This is a genomic window from Streptomyces sp. NPDC093568 (assembly GCF_044764945.1).
In the GTDB taxonomy this organism is placed as follows: Bacteria; Actinomycetota; Actinomycetes; order Streptomycetales; family Streptomycetaceae; genus Streptomyces.
On the sequence record NZ_JBIWJD010000014.1, the window covers coordinates 128,299 to 147,212 of the forward strand.

General features: G+C 68.5%; 21 protein-coding genes and 2 pseudogenes. 12 read left to right on the forward strand and 11 right to left on the reverse strand.

Going from position 1 to position 18,914, the window contains the following annotated elements; genetic code table 11:
- The first annotated feature begins 59 nt into the window (after positions 1-59).
- Positions 60-811, forward strand: a pseudogene (locus ACIRD7_RS37740) (transposase family protein).
- A gap of 316 nt (positions 812-1,127) precedes the next feature.
- On the opposite strand, the gene ACIRD7_RS37745 reads toward ACIRD7_RS37740, so the two are convergent.
- The 4 genes from ACIRD7_RS37745 to ACIRD7_RS37760 all read right to left on the reverse strand — a co-directional run bounded on the left by ACIRD7_RS37745 (position 1,128) and on the right by ACIRD7_RS37760 (position 3,045).
- Entirely contained in the window at positions 1,128-1,265 is a 138-nt protein-coding gene (locus ACIRD7_RS37745) for a hypothetical protein (protein WP_403460442.1), read from the reverse strand.
- 50 nt (positions 1,266-1,315) lie between these two features.
- The gene (locus ACIRD7_RS37750) at positions 1,316-1,720 is read right to left on the reverse strand and encodes a transposase family protein (RefSeq protein ID WP_403460444.1); all 405 of its coding nucleotides are present in this window, start codon (positions 1,718-1,720) and stop codon (positions 1,316-1,318) included.
- Between the two features lie 276 nt (positions 1,721-1,996).
- Complete coding sequence (locus ACIRD7_RS37755) at positions 1,997-2,164, reverse strand: hypothetical protein (protein WP_403460445.1); 168 nt, start codon at positions 2,162-2,164, stop codon at positions 1,997-1,999.
- 527 nt (positions 2,165-2,691) lie between these two features.
- Positions 2,692-3,045, reverse strand: coding sequence for a DUF4260 domain-containing protein (locus ACIRD7_RS37760; RefSeq protein WP_403460446.1), 354 nt, complete (start codon positions 3,043-3,045; stop codon positions 2,692-2,694).
- A 481-nt stretch (positions 3,046-3,526) separates the two neighbouring features.
- Here ACIRD7_RS37760 and ACIRD7_RS37765 point away from each other — a divergent pair, with 481 nt between their 5' ends.
- The 5 genes from ACIRD7_RS37765 to ACIRD7_RS37785 all read left to right on the forward strand — a co-directional run bounded on the left by ACIRD7_RS37765 (position 3,527) and on the right by ACIRD7_RS37785 (position 6,418).
- Entirely contained in the window at positions 3,527-3,844 is a 318-nt protein-coding gene (locus ACIRD7_RS37765) for a hypothetical protein (protein WP_403460448.1), read from the forward strand.
- A complete protein-coding gene (locus ACIRD7_RS37770; RefSeq protein ID WP_403460450.1) occupies positions 3,841-4,419 on the forward strand; it encodes an RNA polymerase sigma factor in 579 nt (192 codons plus the stop codon). The genes ACIRD7_RS37765 and ACIRD7_RS37770 overlap by 4 nt, the downstream gene beginning before the upstream one ends.
- Before the next feature lie 278 nt (positions 4,420-4,697).
- Positions 4,698-5,162 (forward strand): PleD family two-component system response regulator, encoded by a 465-nt coding sequence (locus ACIRD7_RS37775; protein ID WP_403460498.1) that lies wholly within the window; start codon positions 4,698-4,700, stop codon positions 5,160-5,162.
- Between the two features lie 400 nt (positions 5,163-5,562).
- Positions 5,563-5,931 carry a hypothetical protein gene (locus tag ACIRD7_RS37780; protein WP_403460452.1) on the forward strand — a complete coding sequence of 123 codons (369 nt, stop codon included), beginning with the start codon at positions 5,563-5,565 and terminating at the stop codon, positions 5,929-5,931.
- An 85-nt stretch (positions 5,932-6,016) separates the two neighbouring features.
- Positions 6,017-6,418 carry a DUF6896 domain-containing protein gene (locus tag ACIRD7_RS37785; protein WP_403460453.1) on the forward strand — a complete coding sequence of 134 codons (402 nt, stop codon included), beginning with the start codon at positions 6,017-6,019 and terminating at the stop codon, positions 6,416-6,418.
- Between the two features lie 5 nt (positions 6,419-6,423).
- On the opposite strand, the gene ACIRD7_RS37790 is transcribed toward ACIRD7_RS37785, so the two are convergent.
- Positions 6,424-7,231, reverse strand: a protein-coding gene (locus ACIRD7_RS37790; protein ID WP_403460455.1) for an IS5 family transposase whose coding sequence is annotated in 2 segments (ribosomal slippage) — positions 6,424-6,877 and positions 6,876-7,231 — 810 coding nt in all. Because the reading frame shifts where the segments join, the coding sequence is not laid out codon by codon here.
- Positions 7,232-7,241: 10 nt separating this feature from the next.
- Between ACIRD7_RS37790 and ACIRD7_RS37795 the strand changes: the two genes are divergently transcribed.
- Positions 7,242-7,598, forward strand: coding sequence for a hypothetical protein (locus tag ACIRD7_RS37795; RefSeq protein WP_403460456.1), 357 nt, complete (start codon positions 7,242-7,244; stop codon positions 7,596-7,598).
- 51 nt (positions 7,599-7,649) lie between these two features.
- Positions 7,650-7,979, forward strand: a complete 330-nt coding sequence (locus ACIRD7_RS37800; RefSeq protein ID WP_403460458.1) for a hypothetical protein — start codon at positions 7,650-7,652, stop codon at positions 7,977-7,979.
- Positions 7,980-7,982: 3 nt separating this feature from the next.
- Here ACIRD7_RS37800 and ACIRD7_RS37805 read toward each other — a convergent pair whose 3' ends face one another.
- From ACIRD7_RS37805 to ACIRD7_RS37815, 3 genes are all read right to left on the reverse strand, one after another.
- Entirely contained in the window at positions 7,983-8,117 is a 135-nt protein-coding gene (locus ACIRD7_RS37805; RefSeq protein WP_403460460.1) for a hypothetical protein, read from the reverse strand.
- 60 nt (positions 8,118-8,177) lie between these two features.
- Positions 8,178-8,348 carry a hypothetical protein gene (locus ACIRD7_RS37810; protein ID WP_403460462.1) on the reverse strand — a complete coding sequence of 57 codons (171 nt, stop codon included), beginning with the start codon at positions 8,346-8,348 and terminating at the stop codon, positions 8,178-8,180.
- 750 nt (positions 8,349-9,098) lie between these two features.
- The gene (locus tag ACIRD7_RS37815; protein ID WP_403460464.1) at positions 9,099-12,128 is read right to left on the reverse strand and encodes an AAA family ATPase; all 3,030 of its coding nucleotides are present in this window, start codon (positions 12,126-12,128) and stop codon (positions 9,099-9,101) included.
- A 436-nt stretch (positions 12,129-12,564) separates the two neighbouring features.
- Here ACIRD7_RS37815 and ACIRD7_RS37820 point away from each other — a divergent pair, with 436 nt between their 5' ends.
- The 3 genes from ACIRD7_RS37820 to ACIRD7_RS37830 all read left to right on the forward strand — a co-directional run bounded on the left by ACIRD7_RS37820 (position 12,565) and on the right by ACIRD7_RS37830 (position 14,986).
- Positions 12,565-13,065: a hypothetical protein gene (locus ACIRD7_RS37820; RefSeq protein ID WP_403460467.1), complete on the forward strand. Its 501-nt coding sequence runs from the start codon at positions 12,565-12,567 to the stop codon at positions 13,063-13,065.
- A 52-nt stretch (positions 13,066-13,117) separates the two neighbouring features.
- Positions 13,118-13,894, forward strand: a complete 777-nt coding sequence (locus ACIRD7_RS37825) for a dienelactone hydrolase family protein (protein ID WP_403460469.1) — start codon at positions 13,118-13,120, stop codon at positions 13,892-13,894.
- Between the two features lie 270 nt (positions 13,895-14,164).
- Positions 14,165-14,986 (forward strand): hypothetical protein, encoded by an 822-nt coding sequence (locus tag ACIRD7_RS37830; protein WP_403460471.1) that lies wholly within the window; start codon positions 14,165-14,167, stop codon positions 14,984-14,986.
- Between the two features lie 32 nt (positions 14,987-15,018).
- Here the strand turns inward: ACIRD7_RS37830 and ACIRD7_RS37835 are convergent, their stop codons facing one another.
- From ACIRD7_RS37835 to ACIRD7_RS37845, 3 genes are all read right to left on the reverse strand, one after another.
- Entirely contained in the window at positions 15,019-16,644 is a 1,626-nt protein-coding gene (locus tag ACIRD7_RS37835; protein WP_403460473.1) for an ISL3 family transposase, read from the reverse strand.
- 89 nt (positions 16,645-16,733) lie between these two features.
- Entirely contained in the window at positions 16,734-17,801 is a 1,068-nt protein-coding gene (locus tag ACIRD7_RS37840; RefSeq protein WP_403460474.1) for a CU044_5270 family protein, read from the reverse strand.
- On the reverse strand, positions 17,798-18,490 hold the full coding sequence (locus tag ACIRD7_RS37845; RefSeq protein ID WP_403460476.1) for an RNA polymerase sigma factor: 693 nt from the start codon (positions 18,488-18,490) through the stop codon (positions 17,798-17,800). Before ACIRD7_RS37845 ends, ACIRD7_RS37840 begins: the two co-directional genes overlap by 4 nt.
- 236 nt (positions 18,491-18,726) lie before the next feature.
- Here ACIRD7_RS37845 and ACIRD7_RS37850 point away from each other — a divergent pair.
- Positions 18,727-18,914: pseudogene (locus ACIRD7_RS37850) on the forward strand (hypothetical protein); the annotation flags it as partial.

An 18,914-nucleotide genomic window follows, 5' to 3' on the forward strand; every position in this document is an offset into this window, starting at 1 on the left:
GGCTCCCGTGCCGTTGAGGGAGGTGTTCGACGTCTCAACTCATCGGCGCAGGAGCCCTGTTGGTTGCTTATCCTGCCGCACTCGACCTGCCTCACGCCCTGGTCGAGTGGGTCACCATGCTCATCGTCACCCGTGAGGGTGACCGCCGCTGCAAGCTCCCACCGCACCAGCGTGCGCTAGTCGGCCTGGTGTACCTGCGTCGGCACGACACTTTCGCCCAGCTCGCAGCCGGCTTTCGCATCTACGTCGGCACCGCCCACGCCTACACGGCAGCCGTCGTCACCCTCCTAGCCGACCGCGCGCGCCCGGACTCCTGCGCGCCCTGCGTGAGGCCGACCCCGACTACGTCCTGCTGGACGGCACTCTCGCGGAATGCGACCGGGTCGGCGACAGCCGGTCCGACTTCTCACACAAGCACCGCCGACATGGGGTGAACGTGCAGGTGGTGACCGAACCGTCCGGTCGACTGTTGTGGATCTCGCCCGTCCTGCCCGGCCGTGCACACGATCTGACCGCAGCCCGCACCCATCGGATCATCCGGATCTGCGAACGCCAAGGCGTCCCCGTCCTTGCCGACCGCGCCTACATGGGAGCCGGCCCCTGGGTGACGGCGCCGCTCAGACGCCCTCCGGGCCGGGAGCTCACACCAACCCAGCAAACCGTCAACCGCGCGCGGTCCGCAGCACGGGCACCAGTCGAGCGCGGAGTTGCACGACTGAAGTCGTGGCGGATCTTCCGCAGGGCACGGTGCAGCCCGAATCGAATGTCGTCAGTAGCGGCAGCAGTCCTCACCCTTGAGCGGCAAGGCTGAAAAGGCTCCCTACGTTGTTCTGCGGGATGTGGTGAGCCCTTCGTATGGTTGACCTGCCCATGGGTGCCGGGTGTGGATGGTTGCGATCGCGATGAACACTCGCAGTGCCCAGGTGATGAGGATATGGCGGTCGTCCGGGGCATGGTCCGGCTGAGTGGCTGCCATCATCCACCGGAAGGCACTGCCGAGTGAGCAGGGTGCATCGTGAAAGCTGCACGTCAGACGGCCTGGTGTGCGTAGGTGTCTGGAGGCCCGGGCAGGTCCGAGTCGGTAGCCCACCGACAAGATCATCCGTCAGCGGGCGACTTCCCGTTCGTCAGCACCAGCAGGCCCGCACCAGCGCGGTCGCCCACATCGGATCCGTGCGGACCTTGCCGAGGACGCGCCGGTTCTTGAGGTGGGCGAAGCCGTGCTCGACCGGGGCCCGCACTGCGGCCACTGCCTTGTTGGACAACTTCTGACCACGGGTCAGGGGCCGGTTGCGGGCGGCCTTGTAGCCTGTGATCACCGCTGGGTTTCGGCGTCCGAACCGGCATCATCGAGTTCGACGAACCCCAGGTCAGCGATGGCGCCGAGACCGGCCGCCCGCAAGTGAGCGGTGAGTTTGTCGTGGCTGCAGGCGGTGATCTCCGAGCACCGTCCGGGCCGCACCGCGGAGACACATACCAGTCGGCCGCGGTCGTCGGTGAGAGCGATCATGAGCAGGCCGTGGCATTTGTGCTTGCCCGAATAGTTCTTCCGGTTCTCGGTCCCGGTGCGACGGCGGGTGCGTATCAGGGAGCCGTCCAGCAGCACCACTCCGCCACCCTTTCGGGCGATCTTCCTCAGCGCGTGGTCCAGACGCGGGGCGCGGGCAGCCAGAAGGCCGACGACTTCCCGCACCCAGCGGGTGACGGTGGTGCGGTGCACCCTGTTCCCGCCGGCCAGATCGCCGGGCCGCTGGTCACAGCGCAGGACCGTCAGTACGATCCCCGCGATCTTTCCCGAGGGCAGGGCCCGCCACCGCGAGCCGATCTTCTTGAGATGGCCGCGTATCAGGCCGGCGAGGTAGTTGAGGGTGGCGCTCGACAGGGGCAGGCGGGCGGTGTAGACAAGGCCGTCAGGGCCCTCGGTGAGACCGTTGCTTTTCTTCGCACCAAACTCAACTGCCGCCGGGGGACCGTGAGTTACGGCCCATCCGCGATGTCATGGACGTGCGGTGAACCGCCCATCGGGCCGCTTGTGCAGCCAGCCGCGGTCGGCGAGCTTGGTCATCTTCCCCCGCAGTGGTTCTAGCTTGCCGCGCATCGAGGCGTCCAGGCGCAGCCGCTCGCCGACTGCCCTGACCTGCACCGGACCGCCGGCCTCCCGCACGATCGCCAGGATCTTGCGGTAGTCGCCGGGCAGCGCGCTCTCGTCGGCCGCGTCGCTGCGGTGCGGGATGAGCAGGACCGCCCGCCCAGGCCACCTGCGCCGCTACCGGAGCGACAGCCTCGGTGTTGGCTTGGACCTGCTCGGCCAACCGGTTCAACACCCGCTCCGCGATCGTCAGCTCGTCCCGCTCGACCTGGACTTCCTGAAGCTGCTTGGTCAACTGCTCGGCGAGGGCATTCAGTTCGCTCCGGCGAGCGGTGATCCACTGCCGCTCTCGCATCCCCCCAACCTCCCACGGTCTCGTAGCGTGCCGACTGCTGAGGGGTCGTAGGCGGGAGGCGGTCACGGGCGCAGCCGATCCCGGCATCCCGCCGGAACCGGACCGCCCAATGTTCTACACCATGGCCATCGGCCACTGACCAGCATGAGTACCCGAGTCGTCACTCACACCAAACCCGTGACCTGCGAATTCACGATGCGCCCTGCTCAGTGGGCGGCCGGCATTTCCCGGGAGTCGTCACGTCGGATCAGGATCCGGCGGAAAGTCGCTTGCCGAGCGTTCTGTCGATGGCGACCCGCGTGAGCCAGCCGAGGCCCGCAGTGAAAAGTGGTGGCCATACGACCGGCCCGAGGGAGTAGCCGACCAGTACCACCAGCGGGATCCATACGCGATGCACCGACTGGTAGAGGAGACCTGGTGGACGGACCCCCGCCAGCCGGGCCAGTTCGGGCAGAGCGAAGAACACCAGCGCGGCACTTGTCGTCGGAAGGCCGTACTTGACGCTCTCGAAACCCGCGAAGGCGATCAGGAACAGTGCCAGAGCACCCCAACCTGCTTTCCTCACCCACCCGTTGCTAATTTGAGCGCCTTCGCTTGTCATGCCCCCAGCGTAGTCGCGAGGCCCTGTCCGTCAGGCACCCCCTCCGTGAACACCTCATCGGCTGAGCTGGCCGTCAGGTCCCGGGTGAGCCAGGTGTGGAATGTGCCCAGGTCGGTGCACGTCATGATCCGGCCGCATGCGGCTTCCACCGTGGACACCGGTCGACGACCAGCACGAGTAGCTCTCCCGACACTCACACCAGACCCGTGATCAGCAACTTCACGATGCACACCACTCACTGTGACTGCAACCTGCGAGCGCAGCGACCGCTACGCAGCATGCCATGCCTCAGGGTGTCGGCCGCACCAAGTAGGTGGAGTACTTCCTCATGGCGCGCTCCTTACGGTGTCTGACTGGGATGTTGCTTGGCGGTGGCGGTGCTCGTCGTCTACCGACGGTGGCGGTTTGCTCGCTGTCCGCGAGGGCTCGGATCAGCCCCGTGTGTCGTCGCCCGACGGCCAAGCACGGAAAAGATCTTTGCGTGGAGGGGCAGCACTTTGGCCTTTTCGTTCGATCTGGTGGTGTGAAGGTCGCTTGGGGAAGTTGGATGGGGTGGCTGGGCTGGCTGTGGCCGCTGTCCGTGCAGCCCGGTGCCTGGGTTGCGTTGTGTCTAATTGCTGCTGTGGCGGCGGTTGAATCGGCCATGGCTGAACGGCAGCGCAGAGCAACGCTGCTGGCGCTGATGCGTCATGCGCCCTCGGGCACGGTGGTTGTGCAGGAGGAGGGCAGGGGCGGACCGGGCATGAGCGTTCAGATCGGCAGCCCGTCACCGGCGGAGCGGAACGAGGAAAGCGGGTGACACGGCCGCGCATCACGGAAGAGACCGCAGACCGGGTTGCGGCCTTGTGGGACCGGGAAGCCGAGGGGCTTCTCCGGTACACCACCGTGATCACCAACAATGCCGGCGAGGCGGGTGACCTGGTCAGCCGTGCCTTCGAGGCGGCCGCCGAGGCCTGGGCCACAGTGGGGTCACGTGATCCAGACGCGCAGCGGGCGTGGTTACGCCGGACGTGCAGGAACATGTGGATCGACGGCATCCGCCGGGCCGAGAATCTCAGCAGGCTCCAGCCCGAGCTGGCCGAGCGTTACCACCGTGCTGTGCTCGGCCCGGCAGATCTGACCCTGTTGCGGCTTGCGACTGATCACTGCATACGCGTGATCAACAGTCTTCCGCCGGCACGCAGACGCGTCGCTGTGCTGTATTTCCTGGAGGAGTACCCCCCGCCGATAATCGCCCGACTCCTTGAGATCGCGCCGTCAGGCGTCCGAAAGCACGTGGCAGAGGCCCGCCGAAGACTCCAAGAAGAGCTCAGGCCGTTCGTCGACGACCGGCACGAGGCACGCACCGCGCTGCGAAGGGAGGCAAGCGCATGAGCAACCAGTTCCAGCAGGGCGGCTCCGACGAGTTGGACGCGGCGACCGGCCACACCCTGCAGTGGGCCGAGGCCGCCGTAACGGTCGACAGGGCCGACCTCGACCGGCGGCGTGCGGCGCTTCTCGGCTGGATGAACGAACCTGCGGAGACGGATCCCGACTCGCCACCGGTCAGCGCGACGACAGAAGCGAACCCATCGCAGGGGACGGGCGAAGAGCTGGATGCTCGCGGGACCGCGCGGGCAGGCTCCCGCGGTGCGCCAGGCACGCCGGTGAAGGTGCTTGTTGTGGACGACAACAAGGTCATCCGGCAACTGATCAGGGTCAACCTCGAGTTGGAGGGGTTCGAGGTCGTGACCGCCGTAGACGGCCTGGAGTGCTTGGAGATCGTCAATACGGTACAGCCAGATCTCGTGCTCCTCGATGTCGTCATGCCCCGGCTGGACGGGCTGCGGACGGCTGCCCGGCTGCGGGCCGACCCCCGCACCCGTGAGCTCCCCATCGCCTTCGTCGGCGCCATGACACGGTACGAGACCGAGACCGGTTGCGATGTCGGTGTCGATGGCTTCCTGCCGAAGCCCTTCGAACCCACCGAGCTTGTAAACCTGGTCAAGGAACTGGCCAGGCCGAAGGTGCGTCGGGCAGACCACTCGGAGTACACAGGGGATGAGCCGCTGTTTCTCGGGGCCGGGGCCGGGGCCGGGGCCGCTGAGGCCGAACGAGCCGGGCGTACCTGCGGGTGAGCGCTCGCCGGATAGGCCGGGGAGGATCGGTAGCGCGATCCTGTGCACGGAGCGATGATGCGCGGTGCTTGCTCTCAGCCAGACGCTGGGGTTGGTGGGCCAGGATGCCCGCGGTGGGCGCCAGCGGGGGGATTTCTGGAATTTCAAAGAGCGCCATCAGCGTCCCGCCGTTGGCGGGACCGACGATGCTGGGGTTCTCCAGCGCGAGCATGACCACCCACCCGCGCCCTGGCGGTGGGCTGCCGCCCCGAGGGCTGCCGCAATTAGCTGCGCGGACGATAGACACGCATGTCGTATCCGAGCCGACGTCCTTCGACCGGGCCCGGCAGGAGGAGGCCCGGACCTGCTCTGGATACAAGTCGGCGCGGAGGGCGATGTCCCGCAGTCGTCGGCTTCTGCCGTGTGCGTGCTGGCAATTCGCGAGCAGGTGGCCGGTTTGCGGCTTACCTTCGATGCTGTGACGACGGATGCGTGGCATGTGCTGAGCGGCTCCCTGCAACTGCTTCGCGAGGAGTTCGACAACACTTATGCCCGGCACCACGGCCGGGCGTTGCCGGACTCCCCGGCAGCGCTTGAGCTGCTGCAGGATGACGACTTGGCGGGCGAGTGGGGAGCGCGTCCGGTGCACGACGCGCATCTGGCGGCCATATCGCCGACTATGGCCGTCATGGACCATCTCGACAGCCTGGGCCTACTGTTCACCTCTCCTGGCGGCCTGATGGCCTCGCATACGGTAGCCCGCAGTGCTCTGGACATCGCCACTAACTGATCGTTTCAGAATGCCGTCCTGCGGAGACGCTGGCGGCCCCGTGGAACAATCCCTTCAGTCACGGGCTCAGGGGGGATGACGCCGTATGGAACGGTTTGGGGCTGCGCGAGACCTCGTGCTCGGTTACGTCCATGCTCTGAACGCGATTGATGAGGCCATGAAGGTGGCAATCCCCTCGCTTGAGCGACTGGCGGACGTCGTCGGCCTGGCCCGTTCGCGCCGGATCAGCCGGAGTGATCACATCGGCACCTACTCCTACAAGGTTCATGGGGCAGGGTGTCGCTTCGTGAGCGACAACGGCACTGAGGTCGATGTGGACTTCGCGGCCGACGGGAGCGAGATCTTCGACCTCTGGCGGCTGCGCGGGTATGGGTTGAGCCTGCCGGAGCCTCTTGACCTCACGGATCAGGACATACGGTCCGCAGTGCAGTCGCTGCAACCGCTTCTGAGCGAGGTGCAGCCGGGATGGTTCAGCGTAGCCAACTGATCGCTTCAGGATGAGGTTCGTAGGCGGCGCAGGCATATGAGGCTGCAGGCCAGTTCGAGCAGGCCCTGGTGGAGATCGGCGCGTCGTTCGTAGCGGGTGCGGAGTCGCTTGAACTGGTGCAGCCAGGCGAAGGCGCGCTCGACCACCCAGCGCACTTTGCCCAGTCCGGAGCCGTGGGCGACGCCGCGTCGGGCGATCATCGGCTTGATGCCTCGCTTCCACAGCAGGCGGCGGTACTTGTCGAAGTCGTAGCCCCGGTCCGCATACAGGCGCCGGGGCCTGCGGCGAGGACGTCCCCGGAGTCCCCGGCTCGACGGGACGGCATCCAGCAGCGGCAGGAGCTGGGTGACATCGTGCCGGTTCCCGCCGGTCAGCGTGACGGCGAGCGGGGTTCCGTGGCGGTCGACGATCAGGTGGTGCTTGGAACCGGAACGGGCGCGGTCGACGGGCGAGGGGCCGACGTGATCCCCCCTTGAGAGCCCGGACGTGCGACCCGTCCACAGAGCAGTCGTCCAGGTCCAGCAGGCCAACGCGGCGGAGCTCGGCAAGCAGGGCCGCGTGCAGACGAGGCCAGACGCCGGCCTCGGTCCAATCCCGCAGCCGACGCCAGGCCGTCACTCCGGAGCAGCCCACCGTCTCGGCAGGTACATCGCGCCACGCGACACCGGTCCGCAGCACGTACATGACGCCGGCGAGTGCCACTCGGTCGGGAACGCGTAGCCGCCCGGGGTGGCAACGACGCCGTTCGGGAGTGGGCGGCAGCAGGGGGGCCACCCGCTCCCACAGGTCGTCAGGAACAAGATCAGCACGCACCTCGGACACCTTGCCGACCAAGATCGTCGAGCACAAGACCCGCAGCTCAACTCATTCTGAAACGATCAGTAAGCCGTGGTTCCTGCTGGAGCCGGACATCGGTGTCCGGGAGCGGGTGCGGCGCTACATGAACTACCGCCTGCTGAGTCTGAAAGAGCAGTCACTGGTGGTGGGGAACGGCCAGACCACGGAAGCAGGCGTGGTTCGCCAACGCCTGAGAGAGCGCACCGAACGCATCCTTCGTGCTGCGCGGCATCACCGTTTCTCCGTCAAGGGAAAGATCGCGGACAAGGTGCGGCCCTGCTACCTCGGCCCGCATCCGGTGCCCAGCACCACAGAGATGGCCAGCGATAGGAGGACTTGCTGATCTGACGACGGGTTGGTTGCGCAGAGCCATGCGGCCTGTACCGTCGGGCACATGGACAACCAGTTGCTGATGCGGGCCAGGGAAGCCGTGTTGGAGTGGGCTGCCCAGTGGGGGGAGCGGGAACCGCGCGACATTCTGATGGTTGGTACGACACATGAGGCAGCGACCCGGTGGATCCATGGCCCCGAGGTGGGGTCCCGGGCGGATCGGGTCTGTTTTGCCACGGTTCATGGAGTGTTCCGCAGGAGTGGTCGATCTGGGGAGTGGGCGGCTTTGTTTCTCGATCCGGCCACGTTCCGCGTGATGACCTATACGGTGCGCTTGCGCGATGCGGTCCCGAGCCGCTCTCTTGAACAGCTCGGGACCGTCCATCAGCTGTGACCGCTACGGGCACTTCTTCTTTGCGCCTATGCGCAGGACCATCGCCTGCTTGAGGTCGTTGTCCGTGACCTTCCGCGCAGCGCCCGGCGGGATGCACTGTTTCTTGCCGGACTTGTCGAAGTTCTCGTACAGCCACACTCGCCGATCGCATTGAGTGGTGTTGACCAGGTCGATCGGCCAGCTTGGATTCCTCCAGTCTTACTCGAAGGCAACCTCGCACGGGTATGTCCCGTTGAGCTTGTACTCCTTGTCGATTGGGTCCCAATCGTAGGTGCGAGCGTCCGCGGCGGCGCGGGGTGCGTGCGACTCCGTGGCATAGGCGACGGTGGAACCGCCGAGGATGGAGCCGAGAGCGGCGATCGCGATCATTGTGCGTAATCTGTTCCGCATTGACATGAACAGAAAGTCAGTCACACCTTCGTTCGGGTCGAAACACCAGTCTCAACCGACATATTCGCCTCATGTGTCACATGACACCGCGACGCCCGCCTGGCCGCATCCGCAGACCCCTTCACCTCTCCCGGGCCTTCGCGACCGGCCCGGCGCCGGCATAGCCCAGTCAAATGCCGGGCGTCCTGATTCCTGCCACTCCACACGGAGCGCGGGCGCCCGGGCGATGCCCGCCCTCGTGACGGGCCTGAACCGGTTCGTGACTTCGCTCAAGCACGGCTCGTTTGACGAGTGGTGCCGCCTTCGTTGCCCTGTGGCGGTGCCCGGTCGAGTGTCGCCTCAGCCCACGGCTGGTGCGAACGGGTAGGCCCTAGACGCGCGGCGTTATTCGCAGCGCCTCGGCCGCACAGAAGTGCCGTGTCGTGGGACCGGCCGGAGACGGAACCATCATGACCACCTCGTATCCGCGTAGGCGTTGATGTTGATGAAGGCCGAGCCCGCGGTTACCCCCGTCGCGGCGTGCGCCTGCCTGGCGGCAGCAGAACCACCATGCCCACCGCCGCTGCCGCCGCTGCCTCGCTTAATCCCTTACGGTTTGACGGTGCCATGCTGCTCCTGTCATTGAACGCGCTCGTTGCCGAATTCGTGCCGGCCGCTGGTCGAGTCGGCCGGCGAACGGATTCAGCATGTCCGGGAGGCCGCGACGGGACATTGGGGGACAACCCCCAATTACGCGGTGCCCGCGTACCGGCGGGCCAGGGCGATGAGGGCGGCCCGGCCGCTGCGGCCGGTGCGGTTCCTGAGACTCGCCAGGTGTTTCTCGACTGTGCGGGGCGAAAGGAAGAGATGTTCGGCGATCTCCTGGTTGGCGAGCCCCCGGCCGAGCAGGCGCAGCACTTCGTACTCCCGCGCGGTCACCCCCGCCCGCCGTAGCTCCCGCGGAATCGCCTCGTGGCCCTGGCGGCGACGGGAAGCGGGAGAGCCGGCCTCCCGCAGCAGGGCGCGGCAGGCGGCCGCCACCCGTGTCGTGCCCCGGTCGTGGAAGAACTGCTCGGCGTCGCGCAGCCACTCGACAGGCCGCCCCCAGCCGTGTGTGAGCGCCGCCTGAGCGCCCAGACGCAGACACAGGTGGCGGGCCATGGGGATGGCCTCGGTCGCGGTCAGGGCTTCCTCGGCCGCCTTGGCGGCCTCGGCGGCCCGGCCTTCCCGTCCGAGCAGCACGGCCCGGGACCAGCCCACGAAGGGCCGGTCCCAGTGGGCTTCCGCGAGCCGGTTCGCGACGGCCTCGTCCAGCTCCGCCCAGCCGGCCTCGTCCCGCACCGTACGCAGCAGCAGATGCGGGCCGCGGAAACCACTGACTCCCCGGGTGCTGGGCAGTGCCCGCATAACCTTGTCGGCCTCGCCGAACTCGGCCACGGCCCGGTCGGGTTCCTCCCGCAGCAGAGAGCAGATGCCCTGTGCCCACCCGAACACGGCGGTGCTGCCGTAACCCCAGACGGCTCCGGCGCTGCGCCCCGCCAGTCCCCTTTCCAGGACGTTCAGCGCACTCTGGAGCTCATCCCGCTCCCCGCGTGCCGCGGCGATGATGGCGTCCACTCCGACGCCGATCAGTTCCACCTCGCGCAGCCGCAGCCTGCGGGCCGTCGTCCCGAGCCGCCGGGCGGACTCCAGCGCCAGGTCGTGCTCGTCGCGCAGCACATGAGCCAAGGTCAGGTGCATGTCGGCCCAGGCCGTCAGAAGCGCCGCACCGGTTTCCTCGGCCGCCTTGCGCGCGGCCATCAGCCGCTCGATGCCGCTGAACCGGAGCCGGTCGAGCACGCCGAGTTCCAGCAGGCCGCGGATCCGCCACACCGGCAGCGCATGGGTCTCGGCCGTGGTCACCAGGCGTTCGAACACCTCCTCCGTCTCGGCCAGGTTCCGGGGCCGGACGCAGTACCCGAGCATGTTGAGCGCCTTGCAGCTCACTTCCGGCAGCCCGATGGCTTCCGCAGTCATCACGGCGCTTTCAGCCAGGGCCGTGGCGCTCTCCAGTCGGTCTGGGCGCTGTGAGTTGAGCACCAGGTGCGCGGCGACCGCGTCCAGGGCCGCGTGGGACGCCGGATCGGGCTCGGTGCCGAGCAGTTGCCTCGCCCGCCGCACGGCCGTCAGGCCCTCCTCCCACTGCTGCGCGGTGGCCGCGGCCCTGGCCCGCGTGAGGAAGCCCGCGGCGCGGCGGGAGGGCGGCGCGCCCCACGCGGTCAGGACGCGGTCCAGCCGGTCGGCGAGTTCCGGGACGCGCTGGACGTCGCCCGTGAGGACGAGCGCCCTCAGCAGTTCCTCCAGCAGCCTGGCCGTGGTCTCGGGCGGCGCGTCCACGTCATCGGCCGTCAACTTCAGGCCCCGGTCGAGGAGTTCCACCGCGGTCAGCAGCGCGCCGCGTTCGACCGCCTGCCGGCCTGCCCGGCTGAGCAGCACGGCCGCCCGCACCCGCTGCCCGCCGGCAACGCACAGCTCCGCGGCCAGGCGGTACAGGTCGTCGCCCGAGTCACCGCCCCACAGACCGGCGAACAGACCGCCGGGCCGGCCGGACCAGGTGGGACCGGCGTCTCCCGGGCCCGCCCCGGCCGCGTCGGCGGCCTCGATCGCGTCGGCGGCGGCGAGACAGAGCGCCGCACGCTCCGCGGGCAGCAGCCGGTGGGCGATGGCATCGGCGGTCAGGGCGTGACGGAAGGTGTGCCAGCCGGGCTCCGACGCGGCGGTGCCGTCGCTGACCAGCTGGGTGCGCGCCGCGTGGCGCAGCTCGCGGAGCGCCGTCGTCCGGTCGAGCCCGGCCACGCGGGCGGCGATGTCCACGGGGAAGCGCCTGCCCAGGACGGCCGCCGCTTCCAGGAGCGCGACACCGGGCGGTTCCAGGTGGTCGACGCGCTGGAGGACGGCGGCGGCGACCGTCGCGGGTACGCCACCCGCGTTCAGCGAGCCGGTCGCCGTCCAGCCGCCACCCTGCCGCCGGACGAGGCCGCCGCTGTCGACCATGGCCCGCAGCAGTTCCTCCACGACGAAGGGGACACCCTCGGAGACGGCGTGCAGCCGGTCCAGTACGGCCTCCGGTACTTTGCCGGCGTCGTCGTGGCCCAGGCAGCGGGCGGCCAGTTCCGCGGTGTGGGCGGGCCCGAGGCGGGCGAGGCGCAGTGTGCGGGCCGTACGGCGGGACGCCGCGGCCTCGGCGAGGTCAAGGGCCGGGCCGGGCCCACCGCGCAGGGTGGCCAGCAGGACGGCCCGCCGACCGGGGAGATTGTCCGTGAGGTAGTCGACGATCGTGAGCGTGTCGGCATCCGCGTCGTGCAGGTCCTCGAGCACCAGCACACAGCCGCCGCAGCCGTCGGAGCGTCCGAGGACGTCCAGGAGCCGCAGCACCGCCTCCGCGTAGCCCACGAGCGGGGCGCCGTCCGGTGGGGTCAGTCCGCACAGCCGTGACAGCAGCGGCTCGTAGAGGCCCAGGTCCCGGTCCGAGGGTGCCTTCTCATCGCGCAGTCCGGAGAAGACAGCCTCCGCCAGTGGGCGTAGCGGCACCGCGCGCCCGGCGGACGCGGCGCGCCCGCGCAGCACCCGCAACCCGGTGCGTACGGCGCCGGCTGCCGCCTCCTCGACGAGGCGTGACTTGCCGATGCCCGGCTCGCCCAGCACGAACACCGACGAGCCCTGCCCCTCGCTCGCCGCCTTGACGGCCGTGGTCAGAAGCTCCCGATCCGCTTCCCTGCCGACCAGTGCGGGAGACGACAATGACGACACTCCAGGCCCCTGCGCCCCTCCCGGGATGTCCCGTCGGCAACCGTCGATCTTCCCTCGAATACTCCTTCGAGTGCGCACAGTTTAGTACTGCTGAATCACAGGAGTCGCACAACTACATGGGGGCTCTTCCCCGATGTCCGCGGCGACGGCGCACAGCAGACTCTCTTCCGGCAGGGCCGGGGGACAGGGCACGGCCAGGGGGGACCGTGCCCTGCCTGCTGCTTTTCATTCGATGGGAAGGTCATCAATGCCGTCAATGCCGTCAACACAGCCAAAGCCGCCGACGCCGTCCCTGCGACGGGCCCGAAGGTGGGTCACCACCGGGCTCCTGGGCATAGTCCTGTGCGGGTGCTCGTCACTCACCGGAAGTTCGGGGAGTGACGCCGGCGGGGCGCCGACGACGGGTTCGGCGACCGGCGGACCGGAAGTGCCGGCTTCCGCCCTGGATCTCGAGCGGGTGTGCACGGACGGGCTCGGCTACTCGGGGATGCCCGCCTACGACCGGACGAAGAAGGCCCTGCACCCGGCGTTGCTCATGAGCACCACCGGCGACGGCTGGTCGCACTCCGAGCCCTCCGCCGGCGACTACCCCAAGGGCTGGTTCCTCGGCTACGCGGACAAGCCGGCCGACGCCGAGCTGATCGTGTGCGTCGAGCGCACCAAGGCAACCCCGACGGGCAAGGTGTGCGACATGGAGTCCGATGGCGGCAAGCCGATGAAGGTACGGACGTACAACACCTCGTACCGTCTGAGGGTCCTGGAGGCGCGCACGGGCGACGAGTTGTACAAGAGCGCGGGTGACGCCAAGTCCGACGAGTGCCCGGTGTACATGCTCACCTCGGAGGGCGAGGACAAGGACAAGTACTACAACGAGGTCCGACCCAAGGATTACCGCAAGCGCGTCCAGCCCTTCATCGCGCCGATGTAATGCGCGCCCTGATATTCATGTGTCTGCCTCGGCCCCACCCTTGGAGGACGGCATGCCCACCACGACTACGACCGTCGATCTCACCGGGCTCAGCGCCGCCCGCGGCGGCTCCCGCCGCCTCACCGGCCATCTCACCCGGCCGGACGGGCCCGGCCCGTGGCCCGGTGTCGTCGTGGTCCATGAGGCGCTGGGCGTCAATGATGTGATGCACCGTCAGACGGGTCGGCTGGCGAGGGCTGGCTACGTCGTCCTCATGCCGGATCTGTTCACCGACGGAGGGACCATACGCTGCCTGGTGCCGACCTACCGTGCCGCCCTGTCCGGGCAGGGCCGTGCTTTCCACGACATCGAGGCGGCACGCACCCGCCTCGCCCAGGATCCCGACTGCACCGGGCGGATCGGCGTCATCGGCTTCTGCATGGGCGGTTCCTTCGCCCTGCTCGCCGCGGGCGGTGGAGGGTTCGACGCCGCCTCCGTCAACTACGGCCGGCTGCCGCGGGAGCTCGACCAGGCGCTCGCCGGTTCCTGCCCCGTCGTCGCGAGCTACGGAGCCCGTGACCGTACCCTCAAAGGCGAGGCCCCTAAGCTGGAGGCCTCGCTCGACCGGCTCGGCATCGTCCACGACGTCGAGGAGTATCCGGAGGCCGGGCACTCCTTCCTCAACGACGCCGAAGCCGGACCGCGCGCGCTGCGTCCGCTGATGCGTGTCGCCGGAATCAAGCCGCACCCGGAGTCCGCCGTCGATGCCTGGCGGCGCATCGATAGTTTCTTCGCCACGCACCTCACAGCGGAAGGCCAGGTCCGGGGGCCCGAAATGCCGACGGGCTGAGCGGCACACCCGTAATGATGCGACGCGGCGTCATGTGAAGCCCAGCGCGCAGCGCCGCCGATGGCGCCCTTGACCGCTCGGCACGGCCCGCACACTCCACGAGCGGGCGGCCCCGACCCTCGTCGCCAACAGCAACCGAGTGGGGAACGAAGAGCGGCCCTGGCCGTTTTCAGGGCTCTGGCCGTAGTTCCGTGAACAGCTGGTCGTGGGTGCTGCAAGACTGCTGTCGGCCGTCACATCGTGGCCGCCGCGTGCTGGTTGACTGTCCCTGTGACTGAACTGATGTGCGTACCGGATGCCGAGGACGGCTGGGAGCCCGCGACAGAACCCCCGGGCGGACCCAATCCGGCCCGGCAAGTCTCGATGTTCCAAGGCGTCGGCTGGCCCATGTACTCGTTCGCCTATCTCGCGGTGGACTTGGACGCGGTGGCCCGTCGGCTGAGGCTTACTCTTGAGACCTCGTGGGACGGACACGGCAGGGTCCGGGCGGCATTCTTCGTGCTGGAGGGCACGGATTTCGTCGCTACCCATCACGAAGGGGACGCTCCGGGAACGCACATCTGGACCCGGAAGGGCGGTCCGGTCGACTCGGCCGCGCGCGCGGGCAGGCTCCTCGCCGCGCTTGGCGTGGGGCCGGAGGTGGTCTCGTACTCCACGTGGGGGGTCGGCAGCGATCTGTCGGACATTCCCCCTGCCTGGAGTCGTGCGGGGCGTGCCATGCGCAAGCCGGTGCAGTCCCGCCAGGATTTCTGGGAAGACTTCAAGACGCACCCGGGCATATTCGTTGGCCGCGTCACCTTCGGGTCGGTGACCGGGTTCCTCAACGGCTACAACGTCGCCGCAGCAGGAGACCTCCTGAACGGGTTTCAGGAGTGGCTCGCCGCCAAACTGGGTTTCGGGACGAACCTGGTCTGGACGGGCTTGGTCCTGAAGCTTGCCTTTCCCAAGGGCCGCCCCGCGGAGCCGTGGTCACCCGAGGACGACCAGCACGCTGTGGATCAGCTGCTCCTATTGCTCGACGAGTACTTCGGGTCTCTCGCCGGCGGTCCAAAGGCTGACGGCGAGCCGCAGCCGACCCCGCAATCGTCCTGAACTGGAGCTCCACGGAATCCGACCAGGGTTTTTCAGTGGCCCTGTCTGCAGTTCCGTGAAGTTGATGGATGGATGAGGATCAGGGTTCGAAGGAGTTCGAATGAGGCTCGGCCGTACATAGCCCGCTTGAGTGTCTTCACCCGGTTCACGTTTCCTTCGACGGCTCCAGAGCTCCAGGGCAGGGTCAGGCCGGCGGTCACTGCGTCGAGGTCCTGGCGGAGGAAGCCGGCGAAGCCCTTCATGGGCTTCGGTGCGTCCTGCTCGGCCTGTCGGATCCATTCCAGCAGCAGGTATCCCCACCGATGACGGACCAGATCGGCGAAGGCTCGGGCGAGGTCGCAGGCGCGGGTGATGTCCGGGCAGGCGAGCCGGACTTGAAGGAGCCGCTCGTCCTGGCTCTGGGTGAGCGTCTCTTGGGGCCGCATGATCCAGGAGGTGATCTTGCGGGGGCTGGGGATGTCGGCCCGGACCGGTTCGACGGTGCCCGCGCGGAGGGCGGCGAGGTGTTTGCGGACGATCTGGCGGCTGCCGCGATAGCCGAGAGCCTGGATCTCCAGGAACAGCTGGATGCCGCTGACCTGGCCTTGTGCTTCGGTGAAGCGGGCGTTGAGGTATGCCTTGAACGGTTCCAGGACGCCGTTGGGGCGGCGCTCGTGGGCGGAGGCGAACAGCTCATCGAGAGCGGTGTCGCGGAAGCGGCGCACGGTCTTGCGGTCGAGGCTGAGACGGCGGGCGATAGCGCTGATCGTCCAGCGTTTCTCCAGCAGGTGGTGGATGTCTTCATAGCGGTGGCGGGTGCGTTCGATGATCTGGGTACGGGGCAGTTCCGCGGGCGGTGACAGCATCGGGGGCGGTTCCGGCACCTCGGTCACCGTCTCCTCCTCGGTGCGTTTACGCAGGCAGTGGCGGTGCTGGTGGCAGGTCTTCTCCACCGCGGCGGACAGGTTCTGCAACAGGTGCCACCGGTCGGCCACTTCGAGGGCGTGAGGGGCGGCTTCCTTGACTGCCTTGGTGTAGGCGGTGGCCCGGTCCCGGCAGATGATCTCGGCGCCGGGATGCGCGTTGAGCCAGGCCGCGAATGTCTCCGAGGTGCGATCGGGCAGCACGTCCACGACCCGGCCAGCCTCGACGTCAACCAGCACGGTGCCATAGGTGCAGCCCTTGCGGAAGGCGAACTCGTCCACCCCCAGCACCCGCGGCGCGCGGTCCGGCACCATCGGTGCCGTCAGCAGCCTGAGCAGCCGGGTCCGGCCCGCGACCAGCCGCAGGCGGCGGCACAACCGCGCGGCCGGACGTCCGCCGAGCTCGATCGCGATCGACCGCAGCCAGCCTGTCAGCCTGGTGCTGGAGCGGCGGTGCCGCTCGGACAGGCCCGGCACCTGCTCGACGAACGTCTTGCGGGAACAGCTCTTCCGGTCACAGAAGTATCGGTGGACGCGCAGCCGGACTATGACCCGGTGAGAGCCCAACGGCCTTCCATCCAGGTCGCGTTGATACGAGCTGCGCATGCGCCTTGCCTGTTTCCGGCAGTCCGGGCACCGGCCCGGGCGAGCGGTGGACACCGCTTCCACCACCAGGACGTCGGAGGAGTCGCTGACGCGCTCCACTCGCACATCGATTCCGGGAAACAGCACAGCCTCGACCGTCTCACTCGCCATGCCGGGACATACTCTGCCGAAACGATCCCTCGCTCAGCTCGCTGACCTGGGAATCACGGAACTGCGGACAGAGCCGACAGGTCCCTGACTCAGGCCGCGCTGTCCGGTGCCTCGCCCTTCCTGTCGGCGACGCCGGCTTCCAGGAGCGCGCTCTTGGTCGTTCCGAGGTAGGCCAGGCTCTTCTCGTCGAAGACCCAGTAGCCGTTCGCACCCGCGGTGGAACTCTTGGAGCTCGTGTAGGTGAGTCCGATTCCGGGCCGCCCCGCCCCGTCCTTGGCGTTCTCCACGACGTGTACGCCCGGGAGCTTGGCCACGGCACGGTAGAGCGCGGCACTGAGGTCGGGCAGCAGGGTGGCCTGGTCGAGGAGGACTCCGACGTTCTCGAACACCGTCTCCGTCAGTCGGGATTCCTCCACGCCGCTGCCGTCTTCCAGCTTCTTCAGCAACGCGTCGGGATCGGTGGGGAGAGCCTGAAGCTGTCGGAAGCTGAGGTATGCGGCGCCCTGCATCTCGATGTCCTGCGTCTTGGACGGGTCGAGTTCGCCTTCCGGGGACAGCGCGACGAGGCGCCGGAGACCTGCCCGCTTGCCGTTCACGGCCGCCCACTCCTGGCTCTGGACGTCGCCCTTGTATGTCTTGAGGCCGATGATGTCTCCCTTGGCGTCCCGCAGGGGCGTCGTGGGCCCGCCCCATATGGCCGAGGATCCTTGGGACTTGGTGTAGATGTACTGGTCGTCGCCCACCGTGACCGCCGGGCGGTCGGCCGCCACCAGGGCGATCCGGTCCAGCAGCTGCGCGGCCTGTCGGTGTTCGGTCGCGGAGACGTCGGTGGTGCCGGTGCCGTCCTGCGCCCGGTCGACCACCACCACGCCCAGGCCCACGACGGCGACCAGTGCCATCGGTGCCGCGACGAGAACGAGGCGTCGCCCGGGGCGCCGACGCATGGGGTGTCCGGGTGAAGTCTCGGGTGAGTTCGGTGCTGCACTCCTCGCAGCCGACTGCTGGTGGGTGGTTTCGGGGGTGATCTGCTCCATCAGGCGTTCCCTCAGGACGTGGTGACGGTCCTGCGAGAGCACCGGACGGCCCGGGGCGGGCAGCAAGTCGGCCAGATCCTGGTAGTCGTCCGGCTGACCGCGTCGTCGCGAGTTGGTGTTCATCGCTTCTTCTCCTGCATGGACCGAGCCGCCTTCTGGCAGCTGTCCGGTATCTGTCCGACCGCGGCCGGGCGTTGCACTGCGCCCTGCCCGGTGCTGCCTTCCGCGCCGCGGTTGCGGTCCGCGCCGTGGATACCGCCCATACGACCGTCGAGTTCGAGCTCCGTGAGCTTGCGCAGGCGTTTTCGCGCGCGTGAGAGCCGGGCCCGTACGGTGCCGACGGCCACGCCCAGGGCCTCGGCCGCCGTGGCGGCGTCCAGGCCCTCCCACACGCAGAGCGTGAACACCTCGCGCTCCCCGCGGCGCATCGTGCTCAAGGCCTTCTGCGCGGCGGCCAGTTCCTCGGTGTCGGCGAGGCGCTGGGTCACCTCGTCGGCGAAGTCCGGCACGGGGGCGGGGGGTGGAACTCTGCTGAGCACGGCCTGATGTCTTCGGGCCGCCCGCGTGGTGTTGCGGGTGACGTTCGTTGCGATCCCTAACAGCCACGGGCGCAGGCTGTCGTCGCCATCGAGCATCCGTTCACGTAGCCGCCATGCCTCCAGGAAGGTCAGGGACACGACGTCCTCGGCCATGGCCCAGTTACCGGTCATCCGGACGGCGTGCCGGTGGACCGCCGAAGCGTATGCGTCGAAGAGCTGCCTGAACGCATCCGGATCCCCGGCTCGCACGCGGGCGCGCAGTGAAGTCTCCACACTCCTCCCTGTCCTCTGCGCGGACCGCGCTGCAGTGACCCGCGTCACAGCGCTGCGGGACCAACCGTACACAGCGCATGGTCGCGGCCACCCCCGCCTCCGTTCTGGCCGGGCGCCTTGGGGGCGCGCGGTGGAGCTCCTGAGTCGCGACCGCGCACCGTCAAATACTCCGTGGACGGCTAGTGCTGTGACCGCGTCGGTTCGCCGGGTTGGTGGTCGTGGCGGTTGGATGTGCGGTGACATCCGATCAGACCGCTGGAGGTGCGGCGGCTGAGCCTGTCCGTGTGCGCAGACTGACCGACCAGGAGGCGCAGAAGCTGCAGCAGATTGTGCGCCGTGGCAGCACCAACTCGGTGCGCTACCGGCGTGCGATGATGCTGCTGGCCTCGGCCGGCGGGAACCGGGTGCCGGTGATCGCCCAGCT